The sequence below is a fragment of the Ferrimonas gelatinilytica genome (assembly GCF_039544205.1).
GTDB classification, from domain to species: domain Bacteria; phylum Pseudomonadota; class Gammaproteobacteria; order Enterobacterales; family Shewanellaceae; genus Ferrimonas; species Ferrimonas gelatinilytica.
Window position 1 is genome coordinate 26904 of sequence record NZ_BAABLF010000005.1, and the last position, 22694, is coordinate 49597.

At 59.6% G+C, this 22694-nt stretch carries 20 protein-coding genes and 1 pseudogene; 14 read left to right on the forward strand and 7 right to left on the reverse strand.

Features of this window, described 5'->3' with window-relative positions:
• Nucleotide 1: 1 nt before the first annotated feature.
• Nucleotides 2-1981, reverse strand: coding sequence for a transglycosylase SLT domain-containing protein (locus ABD997_RS02505; protein WP_345315443.1), 1980 nt, complete (start codon nucleotides 1979-1981; stop codon nucleotides 2-4).
• 189 nt (nucleotides 1982-2170) lie between these two features.
• Nucleotides 2171-3460 carry a DNA recombination protein RmuC gene (rmuC, locus tag ABD997_RS02510; protein WP_345315444.1) on the reverse strand — a complete coding sequence of 430 codons (1290 nt, stop codon included), beginning with the start codon at nucleotides 3458-3460 and terminating at the stop codon, nucleotides 2171-2173.
• 166 nt (nucleotides 3461-3626) lie between these two features.
• Here rmuC and msrP point away from each other — a divergent pair, with 166 nt between their 5' ends.
• The 11 genes and pseudogenes from msrP (at nucleotide 3627) to fadD (ABD997_RS02560) (ending at nucleotide 16035) form a co-directional block, all read left to right on the forward strand.
• The gene (msrP, locus tag ABD997_RS02515; RefSeq protein ID WP_345315445.1) at nucleotides 3627-4637 is read left to right on the forward strand and encodes a protein-methionine-sulfoxide reductase catalytic subunit MsrP; all 1011 of its coding nucleotides are present in this window, start codon (nucleotides 3627-3629) and stop codon (nucleotides 4635-4637) included.
• Nucleotides 4627-5286 carry a protein-methionine-sulfoxide reductase heme-binding subunit MsrQ gene (gene msrQ, locus ABD997_RS02520; RefSeq protein WP_345315446.1) on the forward strand — a complete coding sequence of 220 codons (660 nt, stop codon included), beginning with the start codon at nucleotides 4627-4629 and terminating at the stop codon, nucleotides 5284-5286. Before msrP ends, msrQ begins: the two co-directional genes overlap by 11 nt.
• Nucleotides 5287-5422: 136 nt before the next feature.
• Entirely contained in the window at nucleotides 5423-5980 is a 558-nt protein-coding gene (locus ABD997_RS02525) for a hypothetical protein (RefSeq protein WP_345315447.1), read from the forward strand.
• Nucleotides 5981-6121: 141 nt separating this feature from the next.
• On the forward strand, nucleotides 6122-6577 hold the full coding sequence (locus tag ABD997_RS02530; protein ID WP_345315448.1) for an energy transducer TonB: 456 nt from the start codon (nucleotides 6122-6124) through the stop codon (nucleotides 6575-6577).
• A gap of 306 nt (nucleotides 6578-6883) precedes the next feature.
• Nucleotides 6884-7318, forward strand: a pseudogene (locus tag ABD997_RS14960) (tetratricopeptide repeat protein); the annotation flags it as partial.
• Nucleotides 7319-7700: 382 nt separating this feature from the next.
• Nucleotides 7701-9611, forward strand: a complete 1911-nt coding sequence (gene yoaA / locus ABD997_RS02535) for a DNA repair helicase YoaA (RefSeq protein WP_345315449.1) — start codon at nucleotides 7701-7703, stop codon at nucleotides 9609-9611.
• Complete coding sequence (gene tsaB, locus ABD997_RS02540) at nucleotides 9611-10300, forward strand: tRNA (adenosine(37)-N6)-threonylcarbamoyltransferase complex dimerization subunit type 1 TsaB (protein ID WP_345315450.1); 690 nt, start codon at nucleotides 9611-9613, stop codon at nucleotides 10298-10300. The genes yoaA and tsaB overlap by 1 nt, the downstream gene beginning before the upstream one ends.
• Nucleotides 10301-10431: 131 nt before the next feature.
• Nucleotides 10432-11286: an alpha/beta fold hydrolase gene (locus tag ABD997_RS02545; RefSeq protein ID WP_345315451.1), complete on the forward strand. Its 855-nt coding sequence runs from the start codon at nucleotides 10432-10434 to the stop codon at nucleotides 11284-11286.
• A gap of 90 nt (nucleotides 11287-11376) precedes the next feature.
• The gene (gene fadD / locus ABD997_RS02550) at nucleotides 11377-13050 is read left to right on the forward strand and encodes a long-chain-fatty-acid--CoA ligase FadD (RefSeq protein WP_345315452.1); all 1674 of its coding nucleotides are present in this window, start codon (nucleotides 11377-11379) and stop codon (nucleotides 13048-13050) included.
• Nucleotides 13050-14177, forward strand: a complete 1128-nt coding sequence (gene rnd / locus ABD997_RS02555) for a ribonuclease D (protein ID WP_345315453.1) — start codon at nucleotides 13050-13052, stop codon at nucleotides 14175-14177. The genes fadD (ABD997_RS02550) and rnd overlap by 1 nt, the downstream gene beginning before the upstream one ends.
• Nucleotides 14178-14364: 187 nt before the next feature.
• The gene (gene fadD / locus ABD997_RS02560; RefSeq protein WP_345315454.1) at nucleotides 14365-16035 is read left to right on the forward strand and encodes a long-chain-fatty-acid--CoA ligase FadD; all 1671 of its coding nucleotides are present in this window, start codon (nucleotides 14365-14367) and stop codon (nucleotides 16033-16035) included.
• Nucleotides 16036-16113: 78 nt separating this feature from the next.
• Here the strand turns inward: fadD (ABD997_RS02560) and ABD997_RS02565 are convergent, their stop codons facing one another.
• The 5 genes from ABD997_RS02565 to minC all read right to left on the reverse strand — a co-directional run bounded on the left by ABD997_RS02565 (nucleotide 16114) and on the right by minC (nucleotide 20746).
• Nucleotides 16114-17670 (reverse strand): phospholipase D family protein, encoded by a 1557-nt coding sequence (locus ABD997_RS02565; RefSeq protein WP_345315455.1) that lies wholly within the window; start codon nucleotides 17668-17670, stop codon nucleotides 16114-16116.
• A 73-nt stretch (nucleotides 17671-17743) separates the two neighbouring features.
• Complete coding sequence (gene metC / locus ABD997_RS02570; RefSeq protein WP_345315456.1) at nucleotides 17744-18937, reverse strand: cystathionine beta-lyase; 1194 nt, start codon at nucleotides 18935-18937, stop codon at nucleotides 17744-17746.
• Nucleotides 18938-18999: 62 nt separating this feature from the next.
• A complete protein-coding gene (minE, locus tag ABD997_RS02575) occupies nucleotides 19000-19257 on the reverse strand; it encodes a cell division topological specificity factor MinE (RefSeq protein ID WP_345315900.1) in 258 nt (85 codons plus the stop codon).
• 2 nt (nucleotides 19258-19259) lie between these two features.
• Nucleotides 19260-20069, reverse strand: coding sequence for a septum site-determining protein MinD (gene minD, locus ABD997_RS02580; RefSeq protein ID WP_345315457.1), 810 nt, complete (start codon nucleotides 20067-20069; stop codon nucleotides 19260-19262).
• A gap of 14 nt (nucleotides 20070-20083) precedes the next feature.
• Nucleotides 20084-20746, reverse strand: a complete 663-nt coding sequence (minC, locus tag ABD997_RS02585) for a septum site-determining protein MinC (RefSeq protein WP_345315458.1) — start codon at nucleotides 20744-20746, stop codon at nucleotides 20084-20086.
• A 128-nt stretch (nucleotides 20747-20874) separates the two neighbouring features.
• Between minC and ABD997_RS02590 the strand changes: the two genes are divergently transcribed.
• The 3 genes from ABD997_RS02590 (at nucleotide 20875) to ABD997_RS02600 (ending at nucleotide 22680) form a co-directional block, all read left to right on the forward strand.
• Nucleotides 20875-21162: a YcgL domain-containing protein gene (locus tag ABD997_RS02590; RefSeq protein WP_345315459.1), complete on the forward strand. Its 288-nt coding sequence runs from the start codon at nucleotides 20875-20877 to the stop codon at nucleotides 21160-21162.
• 14 nt (nucleotides 21163-21176) lie between these two features.
• Nucleotides 21177-22154: a lytic murein transglycosylase gene (locus ABD997_RS02595; RefSeq protein WP_345315460.1), complete on the forward strand. Its 978-nt coding sequence runs from the start codon at nucleotides 21177-21179 to the stop codon at nucleotides 22152-22154.
• Between the two features lie 64 nt (nucleotides 22155-22218).
• A complete protein-coding gene (locus ABD997_RS02600; protein WP_345315461.1) occupies nucleotides 22219-22680 on the forward strand; it encodes a YcgN family cysteine cluster protein in 462 nt (153 codons plus the stop codon).
• Nucleotides 22681-22694 lie beyond the last annotated feature (14 nt).

Sequence of the window (22694 nt, forward strand, 5' to 3'; positions counted from 1 at the left end):
CTCAGTAGCGACGCTCATGCTCCGACTCCGTCATCAGGGGCAGGCTGCGCTGGTTCAGGTGGGCGTAGATCAGCTGGTAACTGAGGATCGCCTGGACATATTCCCGGGTCTCACGGTAGGGGATGGTGGCGACGAAGCGCGGCGCATCCAGTTGCCCGTCGGCGCGTTGGAGCCAGCGCTTCACTCGGTGAGGACCGGCGTTGTAGGCCGCACTGGCGAGCAAGCGGTTGCCATCGTAGTCTCGGGAAAGTTGTTGATAATAGGCGGAGCCGAGCTGGATATTGCGTTTCGGCTGGTAGAGATCCCGAAAATCCCGGTAGGGGGCGCCAATACGGCGGGCGGTGCTCTTGGCGGTGCTGGGCAGCAGTTGCATCAGGCCGTGGGCGTTGGCGTGGGAGTGGGCGGCGGGGTAGAGGGCGCTCTCGCGCCGGGCGACTGCCTGCAGCAGCGCCGGATCCAGTCCACGAAGCTTGGCGAAGTGCTCAAACAGCTCCTGATGGGCGTTGGGAAAGCGCCAGGGCAGCGCGTCCCACATCTGGGCGGCGATGGTGCCCTCCACGGTCAGGAAGTGCCACTGTTGCTGGTGGCAGTGGGCCAACAGGGCGGCCTGCTCGGACCGCTCAAGTCTGGGCATCAACCAGCGGATCTCCGCCCTGGCATCGGACCATTTATCCAGGGCCATCAGTTCGGTGAGACGAGCGGTGGCGGGAAGGGCCTGGACCGCATCGCGTGTTGCCGCGTCACTGGTGGGCAGTGTGGCTTGCAGGGCATAGGGAGCATTCAGATGCTGTGCCGCTAGGAATCCGTAAAAGTTTCTGCGTTTGGCGAGTTTGGCGTAGATCTGCTGGGCGGTATTTTCCTGGCCCAACTGCATGGCACTGTAGCCTTTCCAGAAGCGCCACTCACTCTCGTTCTGGCGGCTGTCGCTCAACAGGGCAAGGTAGGTCTGCAGGTGCGCCCAGTCCCCCTCAAAGATGGCCCTGCGGACCCTTAGGATCACCAGGTCGTCTGTGGGTAGGGTCAGCAGCAGGTTCTCCTTGTCACTGCTCCATTGGTTGTCCAGCAGCGCCTGGAACAGCAGATCCTGACCGACCGTCTCCCGATGATCGCCCAAGTGGGCCTCCCAGCGTTGCCATTGACGCCAGGCAATCTCGATATCCCGACGGGCCTGGCGCCGGATCACTACGGCGGCGATGGCGCTGCCCGGCTCCCCGGCACGCAGCAGTCGTGCCCGGGCGCTGTGCAGCTCCCGGGGATGTCGGTAGAGGCGCAGCAGGAGATCCCCAGCGCCGCGATAGCTCGGTCCCAGCAGGCTGTTGAGGTAGTTGAGCAGGCCGGACTGCCCGGCTTTATAGGCCAGCAGCATCCGCTGAAAAACCAGGGCGTCGCTGCGTTGTCCGCTCTTGTGCCAGGCATCGAACAGGGGATCGCAGGCATCATCACGGCTCTTGCCATGCAGCCAGAGTGTTTCGGCACCCTCCCAAGCCTCTTCGGTTTCTCCTTGCGCCAGGCGGGCGCGGTAGTAGTAGCAGCGCAAGTGTTCTGAGTTGGGCGACTCTGGACTGATGACCAGAAAACCAGGCCAATCCTGACGGCGCCCGCGATCGGTGAGGTAGTGGTGTTTGAAACGTTGGTAGAGCGGGGTATCGGAGAGGCGCTGCAGAACCTCGACGGCCTGTTGAGCGGAGAGCTGGGACAGTTGGCCGCGGCGGTAATGGTAATCAAGGTAGGGTGTTAGGGGGTAGTGTTCCAGCTTGCGCCTCAGGGCGTAGAACTGGTCCTGATTTCCCCTGGCCAGCGCCGAGCGGGCGTCCTGGTACCAGCGTTGCTGCTCGCTCAAGCTTTCCGATGCCAACGCCGACGGGGAAACCGCAAAGGAGCAGAGCAGCCAGGTGAGCAGGCAAAGCCTGAAAAAGGCTGTCCGGGGCTGCATCCACTTCGGTTGGCGGGCCACATCGTTGTCGGCGATCTGCGCTGTCATGAACCGGCCCCCTCCTTGTTTGCTGTGAGGGATCCCGCGCTGAAGCAACGCCACTCTGGTTACCGTTGTGGGTCGGTTACCGTTGCGCGCTTTCGGATGGTCAGAGCCGGATCCCGGATATTCAGCTTAGCAAGGGGAAGGTCCGCCGGGTGGGAGGGGCGGATAATTTTGCCGCGTTTTTGCCCCGCCTTACTCCTCGGTCTCCATCGCTTTTTTTATCAGGGTGGCGTCGGCCTGCTTGCTGCTCTCAATCCCCAGTTGGCGCATCTGCTCGCCCTGTCGAAGCAGGTTGCCGCGGCCCTCAGAGAATTTGCCCATGGCGCTGTCGTAGCTGTTTTGTGCCGTTTCCAGGGCCCGGCCCACCTTCTGCAGATCCGCGGCGAACCCTATCAGCTTGTCGTAAAGTCGGCCGGCCTGGAGGGCGATCTTCTGCGCGTTCTGGCTCTGATGTTCGAAGCGCCACAAATTCTGGATGGTACGCAGGGCCACCAGCAAATTGGTGGGGCTGACCAGCAGGATGTTGTGGTCCAGTGCTTCGTTGATCAGGCTGGGGTCCTGGTCCACCGCGGTGAGAAAGGCCGGTTCCACTGGGATAAACAGCAGTACGTAGTCCAGGCTGCGGACCCCCTCCAGCTTGTGGTACGCCTTCTGGCCCAGGCCGCGGATGTGCCCCCGCACCGAGGCGACATGCTCGGCCAACGCCTGCTGCTGAAGTTTGGGATCCTCGCTGTTGAAGTAGCGCTCGAAGGCACGCAGAGAGACCTTGGCGTCGATGATCACATCTTTGCCATCCGGCAGTCGGACAATCACATCCGGTTGGTACCGCTTGCCACTGGCCTGGGTCAGGCTGGTCTGGATCTCATACTCCCGCCCCTGGCTTAGCCCGCTCTGCTCCAGCAGCCGGGTCAGGACCACTTCGCCCCAGTTCCCCTGGGCCTTATTATCCCCCTTGAGGGCACGGGTGAGGTTGACGGCGTCTTCGCTCATTTTGAGGTTCAGCGCCTTGAGATCGAGCAGCTGCTGCGCCAGGGCACTGCGCTGTTTGACCTCCTCGGTGTGGCTTTGCTGGACCTGCTGGCGAAACTGCTCCATCTGCATCCTGATGGGGGAGAGCACCGCGTCCATATCTTTCTGGCTCTGCTGAAGGAAACTCTGCTGTTTCTGTTCGAAGATGCGGTTGGCCAGGTTCTCAAACTGGGCCTGAAGCCGTTGTTCGCTGGCTTTCTGCTCGTTGAGTTGTTGCCGCAGCAGCTGCTCCTGGCTGCGCAGTTGCCCGAGGGCACCGTGCAGACGGTTAAGCTCTTGTGCCCTGATCGCCAGCTCGGTGTTTAGGGTGTCGTTGTGCTCGCGCTGCCACCGCTCTGCCGTAACAGTGGTCTCCAGGCGGCGATGAAGCTGGTTCAGTCTCAGGATCAGGACCAGGCAAACGAAGCTGACTGTGGCGGCACCCAGCACGGCGATCCAAAAAGGGGTGAGCATAGTAAAAAGAGTTCCAAATGAGGCCGATAACGCAAGCTTGTCACCGCCATCCCTGCGGCGCAAGAGGGGAGCCGGCGAGTGCTCAAAGTGGATGCGGTGAAAGATTAACCGGCCTGTGCGGTTCCAGTAACAGGGAACCTTGATATCGACAGCGAGGAGGCACGTCATGGGCAAAGGCCTGGGGAAAAACGAGAAATGGCAGCTGCCCAACGAGGCGGTGACTCCGGAGGCGGTGTTTCGGCAGCGTCGACGTATCCTGCAGTGCCTTGGACTCTCTGCCATCGGCGCCAGTGTGCCCCTTGGGGTCCAGGCGGGGTTGTCGGAGTGGTTCGGCAAGCCAGCCCAGGCCGAGCGCAAAGCCCTCACCTACGAGGGAAGTCGGCGCTTCGGGATCCGCGATACGCTGACGCCGGAGGATAAGGTGATCAGTCACAACAACTTCTACGAGTTCGGCACCGCCAAGACCGATCCTCAGCGCTATGCCCAAGAGCTTCAAACCGATCCCTGGTCGGTGGAAGTCAGCGGTGAGGTGGAGCGCCCCGGGACCTGGACGGTGGAGAGGTTGTTGCAGCGTTTTCCGCTGGAGGAGCGGATCTACCGTCTGCGCTGCGTGGAAGCCTGGTCGATGGTGATCCCCTGGTTGGGGTTTGAACTGCGGCAACTGCTGGAGCAGGTGCGACCCACCGGCCGGGCCCGTTACGTGGCATTCCAGACTCTCTATGACCCAAAGCAGATGCGGGGGCAGAGCAGCCGCGCCATCGGCGGCGGCATCGATTACCCCTATGTGGAGGGGTTGCGGCTGGATGAGGCGATGCACCCCCTGACCATCCTCAGCCTGGGGCTCTACGGCAAAACCCTGCCGCCGCAGAACGGCGCCCCCATCCGCCTGGTGGTGCCCTGGAAGTACGGATTCAAGAGCATCAAGTCCATCGTTCGGATCCACCTCACCGAGCAGCGCCCTCCCACCACCTGGAATCAGTTGGCCAGTCATGAGTACGGCTTCTACGCCAATGTGAACCCTGCGGTGGATCATCCCCGCTGGTCGCAGGCCAGTGAGCGCCGGATAGGCGAGGGGGGACTGCTCTCTGCCCGACGTATCGCCACGGAACCCTTCAATGGCTATGGGGAGTGGGTCGAAGGACTGTACCAGGGGATGGATCTTCGCCGTGACTACTGAAGCGAGGAAGCGTCGTCCCTGGGGGCTGTGGGGGTTGAAGAGTGCGCTTCATCTGGCCTGTGGCGTGCCACTGCTCTATCTCTGGGCCAAGGTGGCGGCGGGCGCCGCCGGAGGGGATCCGGTCCAGTACATCATCCACTTTCTTGGCATGGGGATCCTCCATACTCTGGCGGCCACCCTGCTGGTTTCACCCCTGGCGAGGTGGCTTCGGGCCGGCATCCTGATCCGCACCCGTCGCCTGCTGGGCCTGTGGTGCTTCACCTACGCCGTGTTGCATCTCACCGCCTTCGCGACCCTGGATCTGCTGGGGGATCTCTCGTTGCTGGGGTCGGAGATCCTCAAGCGTCCCTACATCACCGTCGGTATGGCGGCCTTCGTTATCCTGCTGCTGCTGGCGTTGACCTCCACCCGCGGGATGCAGCGCCGTCTGGGGCGCCGATGGCAGCGGTTGCATCGCTGGGTTTACCTTGTGGCCGTGTTGGGGCCGGTGCACTTTTGGTGGTCGGTGAAATCCGGCAACCTGGAACCGGCACTTTACCTCGCAGCCTTCCTGGCGTTGCTGTCACTGCGCCCCTCCTTGAACCCTGCAGCGCTGTGGGCGCAGTTTCACCAGCAGCGGGCTCAATTTCGGCAGGGAAAGCGCAGATAAAGGACCGTTAAGCGATTGATTTAGCTGGGTTCGCCTGATAGCTTGGTCATACTTTCACCGGTATTAGTGCGAATTCTCGATTTCACCCTGTTATTCGGAATTCGCACTAATACACTGTTAAATGGCTCTCAGGAAAATGCGTAACCTAATAGTTTCTTTAGTTATTTTATTCTCTTTCGCTGTGAAGGCTGACACAGATCCATGTGATGTTGATAGTTACCCAATAAAAGGTGAGAAAGTATTACATCATGCAAAATCCTTTTCACTACCAGCCATTTATTATAAGCAAGGCAATGTTAGGGTAATTATTTCCAAGGAAAAGGCGATCGATTTTGTTAATAATAACATGACCGACAGTAAAGCTTATTTAGCTAAGGCCAAAAGTCACATCATCAATTCATTAATGAATATAAGTGACTCTGAAATGGTTGATCAGTCAAGTTTACAAATACCATTGGAAGGATTGGTCTCTGCAGAGCTAAATGTTGGAATTCATGTCATGGCGGGTTACCAAGGGCTTTTCGAAGGTGTATTGTTTAATAACGAGGCCGTTGTGGAAGTAGATAAAAAGCTAGTTCCTGAAACAACAGCGACTTACATGGTCGGCGAAGATCCTCAGCCCATTGATGAGTTTAAAGTGGTTCACAAGCTTAAAGTTGTTTATAAAAGTAGCCTTGTGTTAGAAAATTGTTAGCTTGACGTGAAGTAGCCATTTAACAAGCCAAGTCAATGAGACAATGTTAAGCTGGCTCCCGTCGCTTCGCTCCTAATTTTAGCCAGCTTAAAATTAGCTCCTGCTTGGGGCGTTATATTTCTTAATGAAAAGGAGGTTTCTATGAGACTTGTTTCAATAATTACATCATGCCTACTTCTTTTGGGTATCCCGACCTATGCATCTGAGCAACAAGAGCTATTAAACGTCGGATATTTTGAAAAGCTATCCTACTGGCAGCCTGTAAAGAATATTAGATTAACTAGAAGTGCGCAGAATATTCGAAAGAAAATTCATAAGAAAATTCATAAGTCGGGTGGTGTACTAATTTATAGCTACGACATCGGTTCGAATGGCGAAACTAAAAATATCACTCTTATTAAAACAATACCTGAAAACTTAATAGACAAAGAGGAATTGATTAAATCTAAGCTCATTTATAATAGGTTTAAGCCTGCAGAGGACAATGCTAAAAACAAGCCTGTTAAAGTGACTGAGCGTATTATTTTCCAAGGTGGAGGGCTGGCCATACCGCCAGATGATATGACTATTGAAGAGTACTTCAATGGTTCTAAATGATGGCAGCTTAAATTATCATTGTAGAATATAACCAGCAAGTTAAGCGAGACAACCAAAACGCTGCCTCGCTTGCTATCACCGAAATTTTAAATCAAGCTCAGGCAGCTTATTTGTCTGTCCCTTACTTGAGACGTTAGCTTTCAGAGGAAACTGATGCGAGTCTTACTATCGGAATTGATATTGGTTGCACTGCAATCTGGATGCAGTATTACGCTAGGTGACGCGGCATGAAATAGCGGGCACCCAGAGCATGCCGCTGATCTTTATCGGAAAGGCGCGGAACAGGGGGATTCCGTTGCTGCATTCAAACTCGCTGCAATGCTGGAGGATGGCGCGGTTTCGGTTGCGAAATACGGAGCCGCCGGAAGCTGGTACAACAAAGCCTGTCGGCTCGGTAATACCGTAAGTTGCCACAATGCCGGCGTTGGGTATGAGTATGGGAAACTCGGGTTGGAAAAAGACTACGAGAAAGCGCGTGATTCTTATCAACGCGCTGCGGAGCGCGGTTACATGCAGTCCCAATACAATCTCGGGTCGCTCTATTCGAATCAATATTTTTCCGACGACGCGGAGGGATTAAGGTGGCTTCTCGCGTCACAGGCCAAAGCTAGGGAATGTGCTAAGGAACCTCTGTGCAGGTGGATTCTCGAAGATCCGCTTGGTCACATAGCAAAACTAAAAGCGCGGATGTCCCATGAAGATTTAAAAAATGTGGACTCATTACCAGTGGAGGAGAAATGAAAGCTAATAACAGCACCAAGCGTGGGCCCTTGTGCTGGGCGTTAGCTGTACAAGGAGTTCCATTTAATTTTAACCACCTTTTGCCTATTTATTCCATACAGCATTTTCTTTCCTGCTTGGCTTTTTGAGTACCTGAACGTTTGGGAAAGAACTCCCGATTACACAATGATGTTCTTGTTACTTGGTGCAGGGGTGCTTTTAACGTCGATGTTAAAGGCCGGTTCGATTGAGTCCACGTCATAAGGCGCGACAGCCGATCATAAAGCGCCTCGGTGGTCATGGAGGGCGCAAAACGACCAGCCAGGTTAGACGAAGCTATTTAGCGCGTCGTCTGGCTGGGGCGCTTATGCCATAATGCCTGCCGCATCAGGTTGGGAGTGGCATGAGTCGATTAGAGAAAGAGGTGGCACTGGCGCTGGGCAGCGAAGGGCTGCTGGCCGAGGGGCTGCCGGGGTTTCGTCCCCGGGCTGTCCAGCAGCAGCTTGGCGCGGCGGCCGCCGCCAACATTCAACAGGGGGGCACCCTGGTCGCCGAGGCGGGCACCGGCATCGGTAAAACCTTTGCCTACCTGCTGCCGGCGCTGCTCAGCGGTAAAAAAGCGCTGATCAGTACCGGCAGTAAAAACCTCCAGGACCAGCTGTTTTTCAAAGATCTGCCCACCCTGCTGGCGCTGATGGAGCGGCCTCCCAGCGTGGCCCTGCTTAAGGGGCGCAACAACTACCTCTGTCACTACCACCTCAATCGCCGTCTGGCGGATCTGCCTGCGGATCCCGAGCTGGTGGATCACCTGATGCGGATCCGCGCCTGGTCCAGCGGGTCGCACTCCGGGGACTTTGCCGAGTTGACCTCGGTGCCCGAGGACAGCCTTGCCCTGAGCATGGCGGGCTCCCGCCACGACAACTGCCTGGGCCAGCGCTGCCCGGAATTTGACCGCTGTTGCCTGCATCGCGCCCGTAACCGGGCCGCCGAGGCCGACCTGGTGGTGATCAATCACCACCTGTTCTTCGCTGACATGGCGCTCAAGGAGACCGGCTTTGCCGAGATATTGCCCAGCGCCGACCTGTTCGTGTTCGACGAAGCCCACCAACTGCCGGACATCGCCCTGGGCCACTTTGCCGAAACCCTGAGTACGCGCCAGCTCAATGACCTGGTTCGGGAGATGCGCCGCGCCTACCAGGGGCCGCTGCGGGATTGCCGTCAGCTGGAGAGCGCCGCGGCCCGGGTGCAAGCTGCGGCGGCGGATCTCTACGAGGTGGTGGCGCAGCATGGAGGACGAGACTGGGCCGCGATGCGCACTCTGGCGCCGGTGGCCTCGGCCCTGGCCAGCCTGGAGGAGGCTTTACGCTTTGCTCAGCGGGTCTTGGTCGGTCAGCTGGGCCGGGATGAGATGCTGGATCGGGTGTTCGAGCGTCTCGATCCGATGCTGGCCAGGCTGCAACTCTTTATGGTACCCGGTCATCACTCACTGACTGTGGAGTGCCACCGCGGTCAGCTGACCCTGCGCGCCTGCCCCCTGTCGGTTGCGGAGCGCTGCCAAGCCTTTTACCGTCGCCTGAAAGGAAGCTGGCTTTTTACCTCGGCCACCCTCACCGTGGCGGGCCGGTTTGAGCACTTTAATCGTCAGCTCGGACTGACCTCCCCGGTAGAACTGGTACTGGACTCCCCCTTTGACTATGGCCGCCAGGCGTTGCTCTGCGTCCCCCGCGGGTTGCCGCAGCCCGGCGAGCCGCAGCTGCCCGAGGCCCTGGCTCGTATCGCCCAGCAGCTGGTGGAGGCGGCGGATGGGCGCACCTTCCTGCTGTTTACCAGCCACAGCATGATGCAGGCGGTGGGCGCGCTGCTGAGCCGCCGACTCAGCCAGCCTCTGCTGATGCAGGGGATGGGATCCAAGCGCAGCCTGTTGCAACGCTTTAGTCGTTACGGCAATGCCGTGCTTCTGGCCACCGCCAGTTTCTGGGAGGGGGTAGACGTTAGAGGGCGTGCGCTGGTGTGTGTTATGATCGACAAACTTCCTTTTGTTTCCCCGGAAGATCCCTTGCAAAAAGCCCGTTGTGACGCCGTTACCCTGCGGGGGGGCGATCCCTTTAATGAGGTGCAGTTGCCCCTGGCGGTGATTGCGCTGAAGCAGGGGGTGGGGCGGTTGATCCGCGGGGAGCAGGATCGGGGGGTGATGGTGATCTGCGATCCCCGCCTGGTGCATCGTCCCTACGGCGGCCTTTTCCTGGCCAGCTTACCGCCGATGTCCCGAACCCGAGATCTGGGCCTCGCCCTAGCTAGATTGAGAGAGCTGTAATGTCTGAAAAGATCCTGGTGATCGATACCGCCACCGAAAACTGTTCGGCGGCCCTTCTCCACAACGGTCGCATCACCGAGCAGTCGGTTGAAGCCCCCCGTGAACACAGTCAGCGTATCCTGCCGATGGTGGCCTCCCTGCTGGAGCAGGCCGGACTGGCCCTGGATGATCTCGACGCGGTCGCGTTCGGTCGCGGCCCCGGCAGTTTTACCGGGATCCGGATCGGCACCTCCATCATGCAGGGGCTGGCCTTGGGTGCCGACCTGCCGGTGCTGCCCATCTCCAATCTCGCCGCCATGGCCCAGGGGGCCATTGAGCAGGGGGCCAGCGAAGTGGCGGCCGCCATCGATGCGCGCATGGGCGAGGTCTATTTTGGCCACTTTGTTGCCGAGGATGGTCTGGCGCAGCTCCAGGGCGATGAGCAGGTTCTGGCGCCGGAGGCCCTGATGCAACAGTGGCAGCTCGGCAGCGACGTGGTCGCGGTGGGCACCGGGTTTGAGACCTACCCCCAGCTCGCCCAAGCCCAGAACCTGCGCCTGGAGCCCAGCTGTCGCCTGCCCACTGCGGCGATGATGGTGCCGCTGGCGCTGCAGATGTGGCGGTCGGGCGCTGCGCGGTCGGTCACCGAGGTGGAACCGGTCTACCTGCGAAACACCGTGGCCTGGAAGAAGCTGCCGGGTCGGGAGTAGAGCGGTTGCGCGCAGCCCCTTGTACCTTACCCCGGATCGGCGCGCTCTCCCCTTAACCTTACCGCAACTGGCCTTACCAGCAGGACGGCGGTGACAAACTGTGAAGCGAGACCGGAAAGATGCACTCAGCTATGGCACCCTTGCCGCCCTTGATGGATAGGCGGTTCACCCTCGATGGCCTTGAGCTCGCGGCTCAGCAGTGGGGAGAACCCTCGGCGCCGCAGATCCTGGCCCTCCATGGCTGGCTCGACAACAGCGAAAGCTTTGCCCCACTGGCCCGGGCCCTGACGCCGCTGGGCTGGCAACTGCTGGCGCCGGATTGGCCTGGACACGGTCACTCCGGCCATCGTGGCGCAGCCAGCGATTACCACTTCCTCGATTACCTGTATGAGTTGCACCAGCTGATTGAGCAACTGGGGGACCGGCCGGTGATCCTGCTGGGCCACTCCATGGGCGGGATCCTGGCGACCCTCTATGCCGGTGTCTACCCCGAGCGGGTATCGGCCTTGATCTCTATCGAGGCGCTTGGGCCCCTGACGGCCGGGGCGGAGGAGACCGCCGAGCGCCTGCGTCAGGGGTTCGCCAGTCGCCGTCCCGTGGTGCCCAAGCCGGTCAACCTGGCGGCAGCGCTGCGGGCACGCAGCCGCATCAACGAGCTGGATCAAGCGATCTTGGAGCCGATGGTGATGCGGAACCTTCGGGCAACCGAAGCCGGTTGGTACTGGCGTTCCGATCCCCGGGTCAAACGGCTCAGTCCCTGGCGGATGAGCCCGGAACAGGGTGAGGCGATCCTGAACGCCATCACCGCCCCAACCCTGGTGATGTTGGCGCAGAAGGGGTTTTCTACACTCAAGGAGCGCTGGCAGCATCGACCCGCCGGGCTTGCCGGGGCAACGCTGGTGAATGCGCCCGGGGGCCATCATGGCCATATGAGTGCGCCAGAGGCGTACGCATCGGCCATCCACAGATTTTTGCGTCCCGATTAAGTCGGGGCCTGGTTTACCGGGGGAGTTTCCCCCAACACAAGATGTTTGCAGTACCCCATATGCAGTACTGTTCCAACTAAGGAGAACAGAGTGGACAAACCCTGGCTAAACAGTTACGCCGAAAACGTACCGGCAGAGATCGATCCGGACCAGTATGACAACCTGCTGGAGCTGTTTGAACAAAGCTGTCGAGACTATGCGGATCAGGTGGCCTTCATCAACATGGGCGCTGTATTGACCTTCCGACGTCTCGAGGAGCAGAGCCGAGCCTTCGCCGCTTACCTTCAGGACGAACTGAAATTGCAGCCGGGCGAGCGGGTGGCCCTGATGATGCCCAACCTGCTCCAATACCCCATCGCCCTGTTTGGGATCCTCCGGGCGGGACTGGTGGCGGTGAACGTCAATCCCCTCTATACCCCCAGGGAGTTGAAGCACCAACTGCAGGATGCCGGTGCCAGCGCCATCATCGCGGTCACCAACTTCGGTTCCAGCCTGCAGAAGGTGGTGAATGAGACTCCAGTGAAGCATGTGATCCTGACCAAGATTGGTGACCATCTCTGGGCGCCTAAACGCACCTTGGTCAATTTCGTGGTCAAGTACGTCAAAAAGATGGTGCCCAAGTACCACCTGCCTGGGGCGGTGTCGATGCGCCGGGCCCTTAGCAAGGGAAAGTACCTTCAGTACGTAAAACCGCGGCTCAAGGGGGAGGATATTGCCTTCCTGCAGTATACCGGTGGCACCACCGGGGTGGCCAAGGGGGCGATGCTGACCCATCGCTCACTGGTGGCTAACATGCTGCAGTGTGAAGCGTTTTATGGCCGCGCCCTGACGCCAGGTGCCGAGATGATCGTCACGCCGTTGCCGCTCTACCACGTCTTTGCCAACACGGTAAATCTGCTGCTGTTCCTGCGTCTGGGGGCGCAGAACCTGCTGATCACCAACCCGCGGGACCTGAATGGCTTCATCGGCGAGCTAAAGAAGTATCCTTTCACCGCCCTGACCGGCGTCAACACGCTGTTCAACGCCATGATCAACCACCCGGAGTTTGCCCAGCTGGACTTCAGCCAGTTCAAGCTCACTGTGGGGGGCGGGATGGCGGTTCAGCGCGCGGTGGCCGAGAAGTGGAAGGCGATCACCGGCGTGCCCCTGGTGGAGGGGTATGGTCTCACCGAAGCCTCACCTGTGGTGGCTGGTGGACGTCATGATCAACAGGAGTACACCGGTGCCATCGGTTTGCCCCTGCCCTCCACCGAGGTGCGTGTAGTCAGTGAAGAGGGCGAGGTACTGCCCCAGGGCGAGATCGGCGAACTCCAGGTCCGGGGCCCGCAGGTGATGAAGGGTTACTGGCAGCGTCCGGAGGAGACTGCCAAAACCATGGACAGCGACTGGTTGCTCACCGGCGACATCGGCTACATGGATGAACTGGGCCAGTTTTTCATCGTTGACCGCAAAAAGGATATGATCCTGGTCTCCGGTTTCAACGTCTTCCCCAACGAGGTAGAGGATGTGGTGGCCCTGCACAACAAGGTGCTGGAGGTGGCGGCGGTGGGGGTACCCCACGAGGTGTCCGGTGAATTGGTGAAGATCTTCGTGGTCAGAAAAGAGGCGGGCTTGACCGAGAAGGAGCTGATCAGCCACTGCCGTAAACACCTGACCGGTTACAAGGTGCCCAAGCTGGTGGAGTTTCGGGATGAACTGCCCAAGTCCACCGTGGGCAAGATTCTGCGACGTGAACTGCGAGACGAGAGTAAGGAGAGCGCTTGATGACGATGCCCCCGTGGCAATGGATCGATTCTGAGGCGGCGTTGAAGACGCTGTGCGAGCAGTGCCAGCAACGGGAGTACGTGGCTCTGGATACGGAGTTTGTCCGAACCCGCACCTACCATGCCCAGCTGGGATTGGTGCAACTCTATGACGGTGACACCCTGGCGTTGATCGACCCGAAAGCGATCAACGACATGGGGCCTTTTTGGCGTCTGTTGCTGGATGAGCGGGTGGTCAAGGTGCTGCACTCCCCGAGCGAAGATCTGGAGATCTTTGCGCATCTTGGCGGGGTCACGCCGAAGCCGCTGTTCGACACCCAGGTGGCGGGGGTTTTGCTTAACCTCGGTGGCGCCATGGGGTATGGCAAACTGATCCAGCACTACCTGGATATCGAGCTGGATAAAGGCGAGTCCCGTACCGACTGGCTCAAGCGCCCGCTGTCGCCACAGCAGCTGAGTTACGCCGCGGCGGATGTCTACTACCTGCACCAGATCTACCCACGGATGCGCGAGGCGATCGAGCAGTCCGGGCGCCTCACCTGGTTGTGGCAGGAGGGGGAGCGGGCCTGCCGCGGCCGGTTGAGCCCGGAAGATCCCGCCAAGGCCTACCTGAAGGTGAAGAACGCCTGGCAGCTCAAGCCGATACAGCTTGCGGTGCTCAAGGAGCTGGCGGCCTGGCGGTTGGGCGTGGCCCAACAGCGGGACTTGGCATTAGGGTTCGTAGTGAAAGATGCCCTGCTGCTGAACCTGGCTCGCCGTGCACCGCGCTCCATGGCATACCTTTCCAAGCTGGAGGGGATGGATGAGCGCACCCTGGGTCGCCATGGGCGCTCCATTCTGCGCTGCATCGAGCGAGCAGACGTGGACAATCCGCCGCCGGCGATCGATCCCCTGGGGCAGGATCCTGAGTTCCGTGAGTGCCTGGCCGAGGCCCGTGCGGTGCTGCTCAAGGTCGCGGAAGCTCAGGAGGTGGCGCCGGAGTTGATGGCTTCCAAACGTCTGGTCAACCAATACCTGACCTGGCTATGGAACGACCAATTCGGGGAAACCCCGGAACTGCTTCGTGGCTGGCGTGGCGAGCTGTGTGCCGATGCGCTGTCCCAAGCGTCGCTTCGCCCGCACCGGTGAGGTGGCTCACCCTGTGAAGCCCGGCCCTTGAGGCTGGGCTTTTTTGTTTCAATTGTTTGGGATTTGTGACCCCCCTCTTTTCTGATCCACAAGTTCGTGACATAGTACAAAAGCTCTATTCAAACATCTGTTTAGCACTACCCGAATTAAGGAATGACCCTTCGCAGAAAGGGCACAAGGAGAGACCATGGATAAGCGCTGGCTTAACAGCTACCCGGACGATGTTCCCCATGAAATCGACGCGGATCACTACGCCTCACTGGTGGATTTGCTGGAACGCAGTGTCGAACGTTTCGGCGACCGGCCGGCCTTTACCAGCATGGGCAAGACCCTGACCTACAGGACCCTGGATACCCTGAGTCGGGATTTCGCCGCCTACCTCCAGGAGGATCTGGGTCTGGTCCAGGGAGACCGTGTCGCCCTGATGATGCCCAACCTGCTGCAGTACCCGGTGGCACTTTTTGGAGTCCTGCGAGCCGGTATGGTGGTGGTAAACGTCAACCCCCTCTATACCCCCCGTGAGCTGGAGCATCAGCTCAAAGACTCCGGCGCCAAGGCGATCGTCATCGTTTCCAACTTTGCCCACACCCTGGAGCAGGTGGTCGACCATACCCCGGTGGAGCATGTGATCCTGACCGGCATGGGGGATCAACTCTCGCTGCCCAAACGCACCCTGGTGAACTTCGTGGTCAAACACGTCAAGAAGTTGGTGCCCAAGTACCACCTGCCCCACGCCCGCTCTTTCCGGGCGGCCCTGGCCAAGGGCAAACACCTTCAGTATGTCCGCCCCACGGTGAAGGGGGAGGACCTGGCATTTTTGCAGTACACCGGGGGGACCACCGGCGTTTCCAAGGGGGCGATGCTGACCCACCGTAACCTGGTGGCGAACTTGGAGCAGGTTTGCGCCATCATCGGCCCGATCCTCAAAGAGGGGGAGGAGACGGTGATCACCGCGCTGCCTCTCTACCATATCTTCGCCCTGACGGCGAACTGCCTGCTGTTTATGAAGCTCGGTGGCAACAACGTGCTGATCGCCAATCCCCGGGATATGCCGGGCTTCGTCAAAACCCTCGCGCAGCATCCCTTTACCGCGATCACCGGGGTCAACACCCTGTTTAACGGCCTGCTCAATACCCCGGGCTTCGAACAGCTGGAGTTTAGCCAGCTGAAGGTGGCCCTCGGTGGCGGCATGGCCACACAACGCTCGGTGGCTGAGCGGTGGCAGTCGGTGACCGGCACCCGCCTGCTTGAAGGGTATGGGCTGACCGAGTGTGCTCCGGTGGCCTCCATTGCGCCCTACACCAGCAAAGGGTTTGATGGCACCATCGGCCTGCCGGTGCCCTCCACCGAGATGCGACTGGTGGACCCCTACGGAGAGGTGGTGCCCCTGGGGGAACGCGGTGAGTTGCAGGTGAAGGGGCCACAGGTGATGTTGGGTTACTGGCAGCGGCCGGATGCTACCGAGAGCACCATCAAGGATGGCTGGCTCAGTACCGGCGATATCGGGATCCAGGACGAGCGAGGCTACTTCACCATCGTGGATCGACTCAAGGACATGATCCTGGTCTCCGGCTTCAACGTCTTCCCCAATGAGATTGAGGAGGTGGTGGTGGCACACGCCGGCGTCTGTGAAGTTGCTGCAGTGGGGGTGCCCGATGAGCGTTCCGGCGAAGCAGTGAAGATCTTCGTCGTCCGCCAGGACCCGAAGCTCGACAAGGAGACCCTGCTGGCGCACTGCCGTGACAACCTAACCAACTACAAGGTGCCCCGCTTTATCGAATTCCGGGAGGAGTTGCCCAAGACCAACGTGGGCAAGATCCTGCGCCGGGCGTTGCGGGAGGAGAGCCGGGCGGCCTGAGTCGCTGGCGTTTGGCATTGAGTCCTGTGAGCTAAAAAGGGAGCCCAAGCGGCTCCCTTTCTGTTTTATTCAAGGGGGTTACAGCATCCGTTCAGGGACAAACCAGGAGAGGATGCGTGCCTGGGCCCGCTGCCACCAGCCGGTGTTGGGTTCATGACGGTAGACTACCGCCTCGCCATCCTCCTGTCCGCGCCAGCGCAGCCGCCCATCCACAAGGGTGACCTGGTAGGCGAGGGCAGGCAGATTACGATCAAATGCCTCCGCCAGCAGCCTGGCATGTTCGGGGCTCTCAAAAATCACGCCGATCTCCGTATTGAGCAGCGCCGAGCGGGCATCCAGGTTGAAGGAGCCGATGAAGAGGTAGCGCCGGTCAACACCAAAAGCTTTGGCATGCAGGCTGGCTTTGGAGGCACCCAGCTTGCGCCCCTCGCGCCGGTCGTTGTTCTCATTCATCACCTTGTATTCGTATAACTCCACCCCGGCTTCGAGCAGCGCCTTGCGGTAGCGCATGTAGCCCGCGTGGACCATGGGAACGTCGTTGGCTGCCAGAGAGTTGGTGAGGATCCGTACCCGGATCCCCTCTGAGACCAGTTGGCTTAACCGTTCCGTCAGTTTTTTTCCCGGGACAAAATAGGGGGAGACGATCACCAGTTCCGATTGGGTCTGGGTTAATGCCTGGGCCAGTAACGGAGCCAGGTGCGTACGGGGGGAGACCTTGTCCCGGGCGATCTTCGCCGGCTTATCCACCAGCAGCCGCCAGTCGCTCCAGACGTAATCCAGATCAGAGAGCCGCTGGTGCGCGACCAGAGGGGAGGTTTTGAGGGCTTCGGCGTAGTCGGTTTTCTGAGCCTGCGCCAGAGCCTGCTCGGAGCGCTGACGGTAAGTGGCCAGGGCGCTGTCGCTTACTTGCTCCGCCAGATCCGAGAGCGGCCAGCTGTGCTCACTGTTCCAGTACTGGTCAAAGCTGACGGAGATGTCAAAGACCACGGGGCCGATGGCAATGACATCCGCATCACCGAAGGCCACTGTCTCGGTGGCGTTGAAATACTCGTCACCGATGTTGCGGCCGCCGAGAATGCTGGCGCGGTTATCGGCGGTGAGGGTCTTATTGTGCATCCGGTGGTTCACCCGCGACAGGTCGGTGACAAAATCCCCCGCACGGCCGTCCCGGTCGGTGAAGGGGTTGAAGAGCCGGATCTCGATATTGGGGTGGTGGTCCAGGGCCCGCAGGATCTCGCTCTTGCCGGTGGTGTCGAGATCGTCCAGCAATAGCCTGACCCGTACCCCGCGATCAGCCGCCTGGAGCAGGCGGTTGTGCAGCGTCTGACCGGTCAGATCGTCGTGCCAGATGTAGTACTGCAGATCCAGGCTCAGCTCGGCCCGTTCGATGAGGCTGTAGCGGGCCACGAAGGCGTCTTTACCGTCGTTCAGCAGATAAAAACCGGAATGCCGGGGATGGGTCAACAGCAGCGGGTCAATCTGCTGGGCCAGGGTAGTGGCGGTGGTGTCGGTCAGCTGGTAGCTCTCAGTAGCCTGACGTGGAGGGAGGCTCTGGCAGCCCGCCAACAGCAGCAGGGAGGCCAGCAGCAGGGCGCTGGTGCGGGAGAGGGCGCGGTGTAGTGGGTTGGCGATCATAGGTGTCACAGCGAAACAGGTGTACGGAAAAGGTAGCTTACGGCGACGCCTTTGCCTGCACCGCCGAGTGAGGTCAGCTTGCCCCGATGCGGGCAAAGCCATCGGCCAAGTCGGCAATGAGATCCGAGACATCCTCAAGCCCGATATGCAAACGGACCAGGGTGCCCTCGAATGCCACCGGGCCAGCCGGTCGTATGGCGTTGAGTTCCTCGGGCTGATTGGCCAGGATCAGCGATTCGTATCCGCCCCAGGAGTACGCCATGGCAAAGTGACGGAAATGATCCAGGTAGTGGGCCAGCTGCCGATCACTGAGGCGCTGCTTAAGGACAAAGGAGAACAGGCCACTGGCGCCGTGAAAGTCACGCAAAAAGATCTCGTGACCCGGACACTGGGGGAGGGCAGGGTGGTTGACGGTCGCAACTTGGGACTGTTGTGACAGCCAGTTTGCCACCTGCAAGGCGTTCTTCCCCTGTTGTGCCAGGCGCACAGCCAGAGTCCGTAATCCCCGGCTCGCCATGTAGGCGGTATCCGCATCCACCATCTGGCCCATCAGGTAGGAGTGTTCCCGAAGTGCGGCCCAGCAGCGCTCGTTGGCGACGGCGGTGCCGAGCATGTAGTCGGAGTGACCGATGAGATATTTGGTACCGGACTGGATGGTGATGTCGACGCCATGTTGGAGCGGCTTGAACAGGATGCCGCCGGACCAGGTGTTGTCCATGATGATCACCGCATCCGGTGCCGCTTCGCGGATGGCGTCGACGATGGCTGGCACATCCTGGATCTCCATGGTGATGGAGGAGGGGGACTCCAGAAACACCACCTTGGTGTTGGACTTAACCTGCTGGGCGATGTTGCCCCCGACTCGGGGGTCATAATAATCGGTCTGCACGCCGAGTTTGGTCAGTACCTGATCGCAAAATCCCTGGGTGGGCTCGTAGGCCGCCCCTGTCATCAGCAGGTGATCGCCGTTGCCGATAAAGGCGAGGATGGCGTTGCTGATGGCGGCCGCACCGCAGGGGTAGAGGACACAGCCGGCGCCCCCCTCCAGTTCCGTCAGCGCCTGTTGCAGGGCGAAGTGGGTCTCGGTACCCCGTCGACCGTAAAACAGGGCGCCCTCGGCCCGACCCGCTGTGGCGGTGCGTTTGTGTGCCAGGGAGTCGAAGATCAGGGAGGAGGCCCGTTGAACCACAGGGTTGACGGCGCCATGGCCGAAGGCGTTATGGCGTCCGGCCTGAACCAGTCGGGTTGCGAGTTTCTCTTTGCTCATGCAGACATCCTGTCGCAGCGGGTAAGGGGAGTTAGGCTTTTAGTTTGTGCGGCGTCGCCGGCTCAGCGATCCGACAGGGTTACGTTCACCTCAAGAACCGCCAGCTCGCCGTCGTTGTGATCGATCTGGATCTGGACCTGGTCGGGCTCGATCGACACATACTTGCTTATCACCGCCAGCAGATCCTGCTCCAGTTGGGGCAGGTAGCTGGGCCCGCTGCGGTGGCTGCGCTCATGGGCTACGATGATCTGAAGCCGCTCCTTGGCGGTTCGGGCACTGTCGCCTTTGTTATCCCGCTTAAAGTAGTCGAGCAGTGACATCATTAGCCTCCAAACAGTTTTTTCAGCCAGCCCTTGCGCTCTTCACTGACAAAGCGCAGCGGGCGCTCTTCGCCCAGCAGCCGGGCGACGGTATCGGCGTAGGCCTGACCGGCGGGGCTGGTTTCATCCAGGATAACCGGCGTACCGCCGTTGGAAGCCTTGAGTACGGAGCCGCATTCGGGGATCAGGCCAATCAGGGGGATCGCCAGGATCTCCGTGACGTCCTCCAGGCTCAGCATGTCGCCGGCATCGACCCGGCTGGGAACGTAGCGGCACAGCAGCAGGTGCTCCTTGACCGGCTCCAGCCCCTGTTCGGCCCTTAGGGAGCGGCTTTGCAGCATTCCCAGGATCCGGTCGGAATCCCGTACGGACGAGACCTCTGGGTTGGTGGTGACGATCGCCTCGTCGGCAAAATAGAGTGCCATCATGGCGCCGTGTTCGATCCCGGCGGGGCTGTCGCAAAGGATGAACTCAAACTGCGTTTTGAGCTGGTCCAAAACGCTTTGTACCCCTTCGATGGTCAGCGCATCCTTGTCCCGGGTCTGGGACGCGGGAAGGATGTAAAGGTTATCGCAGCGCTTGTCCTTGATCAGAGCCTGGTTCAGGTTAGCTTCACCATTAACCACGTTGACGAAGTCATAGACCACCCGGCGCTCGCACCCCATCACCAGGTCCAGATTGCGCAGGCCTATGTCGAAGTCGATGACTACGGTCTTGTGGCCGGATTTCGCCAGCCCGGTGGCGATAGAGGCTGATGTGGTGGTTTTCCCGACTCCGCCTTTACCGGAGGTCACGACGATAATTTTGGACATCTACTGTTAGCTTCCTATTCGAATGGGCGGAGCAGGCTGTGACAAAGACGGTTTTGCTCCAGTCGGATCATGGTGGGCTTACCCCAGAATTTTGGATCCCGCTCCTCCGCCAGGTGGTAGGTGCCGGCGATCGCCAGCAGCTCCGCCTGCAGGTCATGGCAGAAGATCCGGGCATCGCTGTTTCCGGTCGCCCCGGCGAAAGCACGACCCCGCATCGGGCCGTAGACGTGGATGCTGCCATCGGCAACCAGTTCGGCGCCGGCGCTGACGCCCGCCATCACCACAAGATCCCCGTCTTTGCCATAGACTTGTTGCCCGGAACGGACCGGCTGCTCAATGACTGTGGTTCGGCCGTGTCGGCTCGGCGTATGACGATGACCGCGGATGCAGGGCAGCGCCAACTGCTCCGCCTGCTGACGGTAAGGAGCAGCAGGGTCCAACACTCCCATGGGCGTCAACTGGCTGGCCTGAACCTGGGACAGGACCTGTGAAAGCGAGAGGTTTGACGGATCCAAGGCGCTGAGATCCAGCAGCACTGGCATCTGGTGGAACAGCCTAGGTGCCCTTTCCACGTGGGAGTTGAGTTGCTGCTTGAGTTGGTCCAGAGTGTGGCCGCTGAGTTTCAGCACCGACAGGGTAAAGCTGGCGCCTTTGAATTCGACACTTGGACGTTGCATGAAGGCCTCGAACAGCTGGAACAAAGCGCTTTTTTGCGCCCCGTTCAGGATTTATTTCACTCTCTGGCATGGTATAGTCGGCCACAGTATGCCGCAACCGCTAAATGGCGTTAAGTAGTTAAATAACCATGATTTGTGCAGTATATAAAAGCACCCGCAAAGCGGACACTTACCTTTATGTGAATCGTCGTGACGACTTCTCGGCGGTGCCGGAATCCCTGATGGCGATTTTTGGCAGCCCGAAATTCGTCATGGTGTTACCACTGGCCAAGCTGACCCATCTGGGTCAGTCGGATCTGGCCAAGGTGAAAGCGGCCCTGGCCGACCAGGGTTTCTACCTGCAGCTGCCACCGCCGCCGGAAGACCTACTGAAACAACACCGTGCCCAGCTTGGGCATGACAACGAGAATCAATAGTGCGAGGAGCCTCCATGCTCAAAAGGACTTTACTGTCAGCCATTCTGATGGCAGCCGCCAGTACCGCCCAAGCCGACCAGAATGACGATTTCAACACCTATGTAGAAACGCTGAAGGGGGAGGCCATCGAAGCGGGCATCGCCCCGGCCACCGTTGAGGCCGCGTTCAAAGATGTGAAACTGTTTAAGCGGGCGATTGCGGCGGACCGTAGTCAGCCGGAGCAGGTGAAGACCCTGGACACCTATCTGCCCCAGGCAGTACCTCAGTGGAAAGTGGATAAGGCGATCCGACTCTACAGGGAGCATGAAGCTCTGCTCACCGAGGTGGGGGAAGCTTATGGAGTTCAACCCCGTTTCATCGTTGCCCTGTGGGGGATCGAAACCAATTTTGGCAGCTACACCGGGAACTACTCGGTGATCGGTGCCACCGCATCACTGGCGTTTGAAGGACGGCGTGAAGCCTTCTTCAAGGAGCAGCTGATGGCGGCGCTGAAGATCATCGAGCAAGGGCATGTGGCGCCCAAAGATATGAAGGGCTCCTGGGCCGGGGCGATGGGTCAGACCCAGTTTATGCCCACCTCCTTCTTGAACTACGCCGTGGACTACGATGGCGATGGTCGCAAGGATATCTGGGGAACTCTGCCGGATGTGTTTGCCTCGGCGGCCAACTACCTCCAGCAGGTGGGTTGGCGCGACGACCAGACCTGGGCCCGTCAGGTGACAGTGGCGGAGTCCATCGACCCGGCTTTGACCGGGCGTGAAGTGAAGAAGTCCCTCTCAGAGTGGCAGTCACTGGGTGTCCGTCGTTTCGATGGCAGCGCGCTGCCGGAGCGGGACGATATCACTGCATCCTTGGTCTATCCGGATGATGTGTCCGGTCGGATCTACCTCACTTACGACAATTACGACGCTCTGATGCGCTGGAATCGCAGCAACTACTTCGCGGTTGCGGTGGGCTACCTGGCAGACCGAATCAAGTTCACTGACGGTTGAGGCCAGATCGGGTATAATGTGCGCCCCCAAGTATTGGGGGCGCATTGGATCTGGAGAGTTGTTGATGACCGAGCCGACGCCGTTTTGGCACAAACCCCTGACCGAGATGAGCGACGCCGAGTGGGAAGCGTTGTGTGATGGCTGTGGAAAGTGCTGTCTGAATAAGCTCATCGATGATGACACCGAAGAGGTGCATTTCACCAACGTTGCCTGCCAACTGCTTAACCATAAAAGCTGTCAATGTACCCGCTATCCGGACCGCTTCAAGTACGTGCCCGAGTGCTACAAGGTGACGGTTGAACACCTGGATGAGCTTTACTGGTTCCCGCCCAGCTGTGCTTACCGTCGGCTCCATGAGGGACGCGGATTGCCGAGCTGGCACCCCTTGCTTACCGGCAGCGCCTCCGCCATGCATGCGGCCGGGATGTCGGTACGAAACAAGGTTCTGGATGAGCGAGACGTGGGCACGGATAGCCAGATCTTGATGGGATGCATTGTCTCCTGGCCGGCGAACGAGATTGACTGAGCCGGAATAGGATC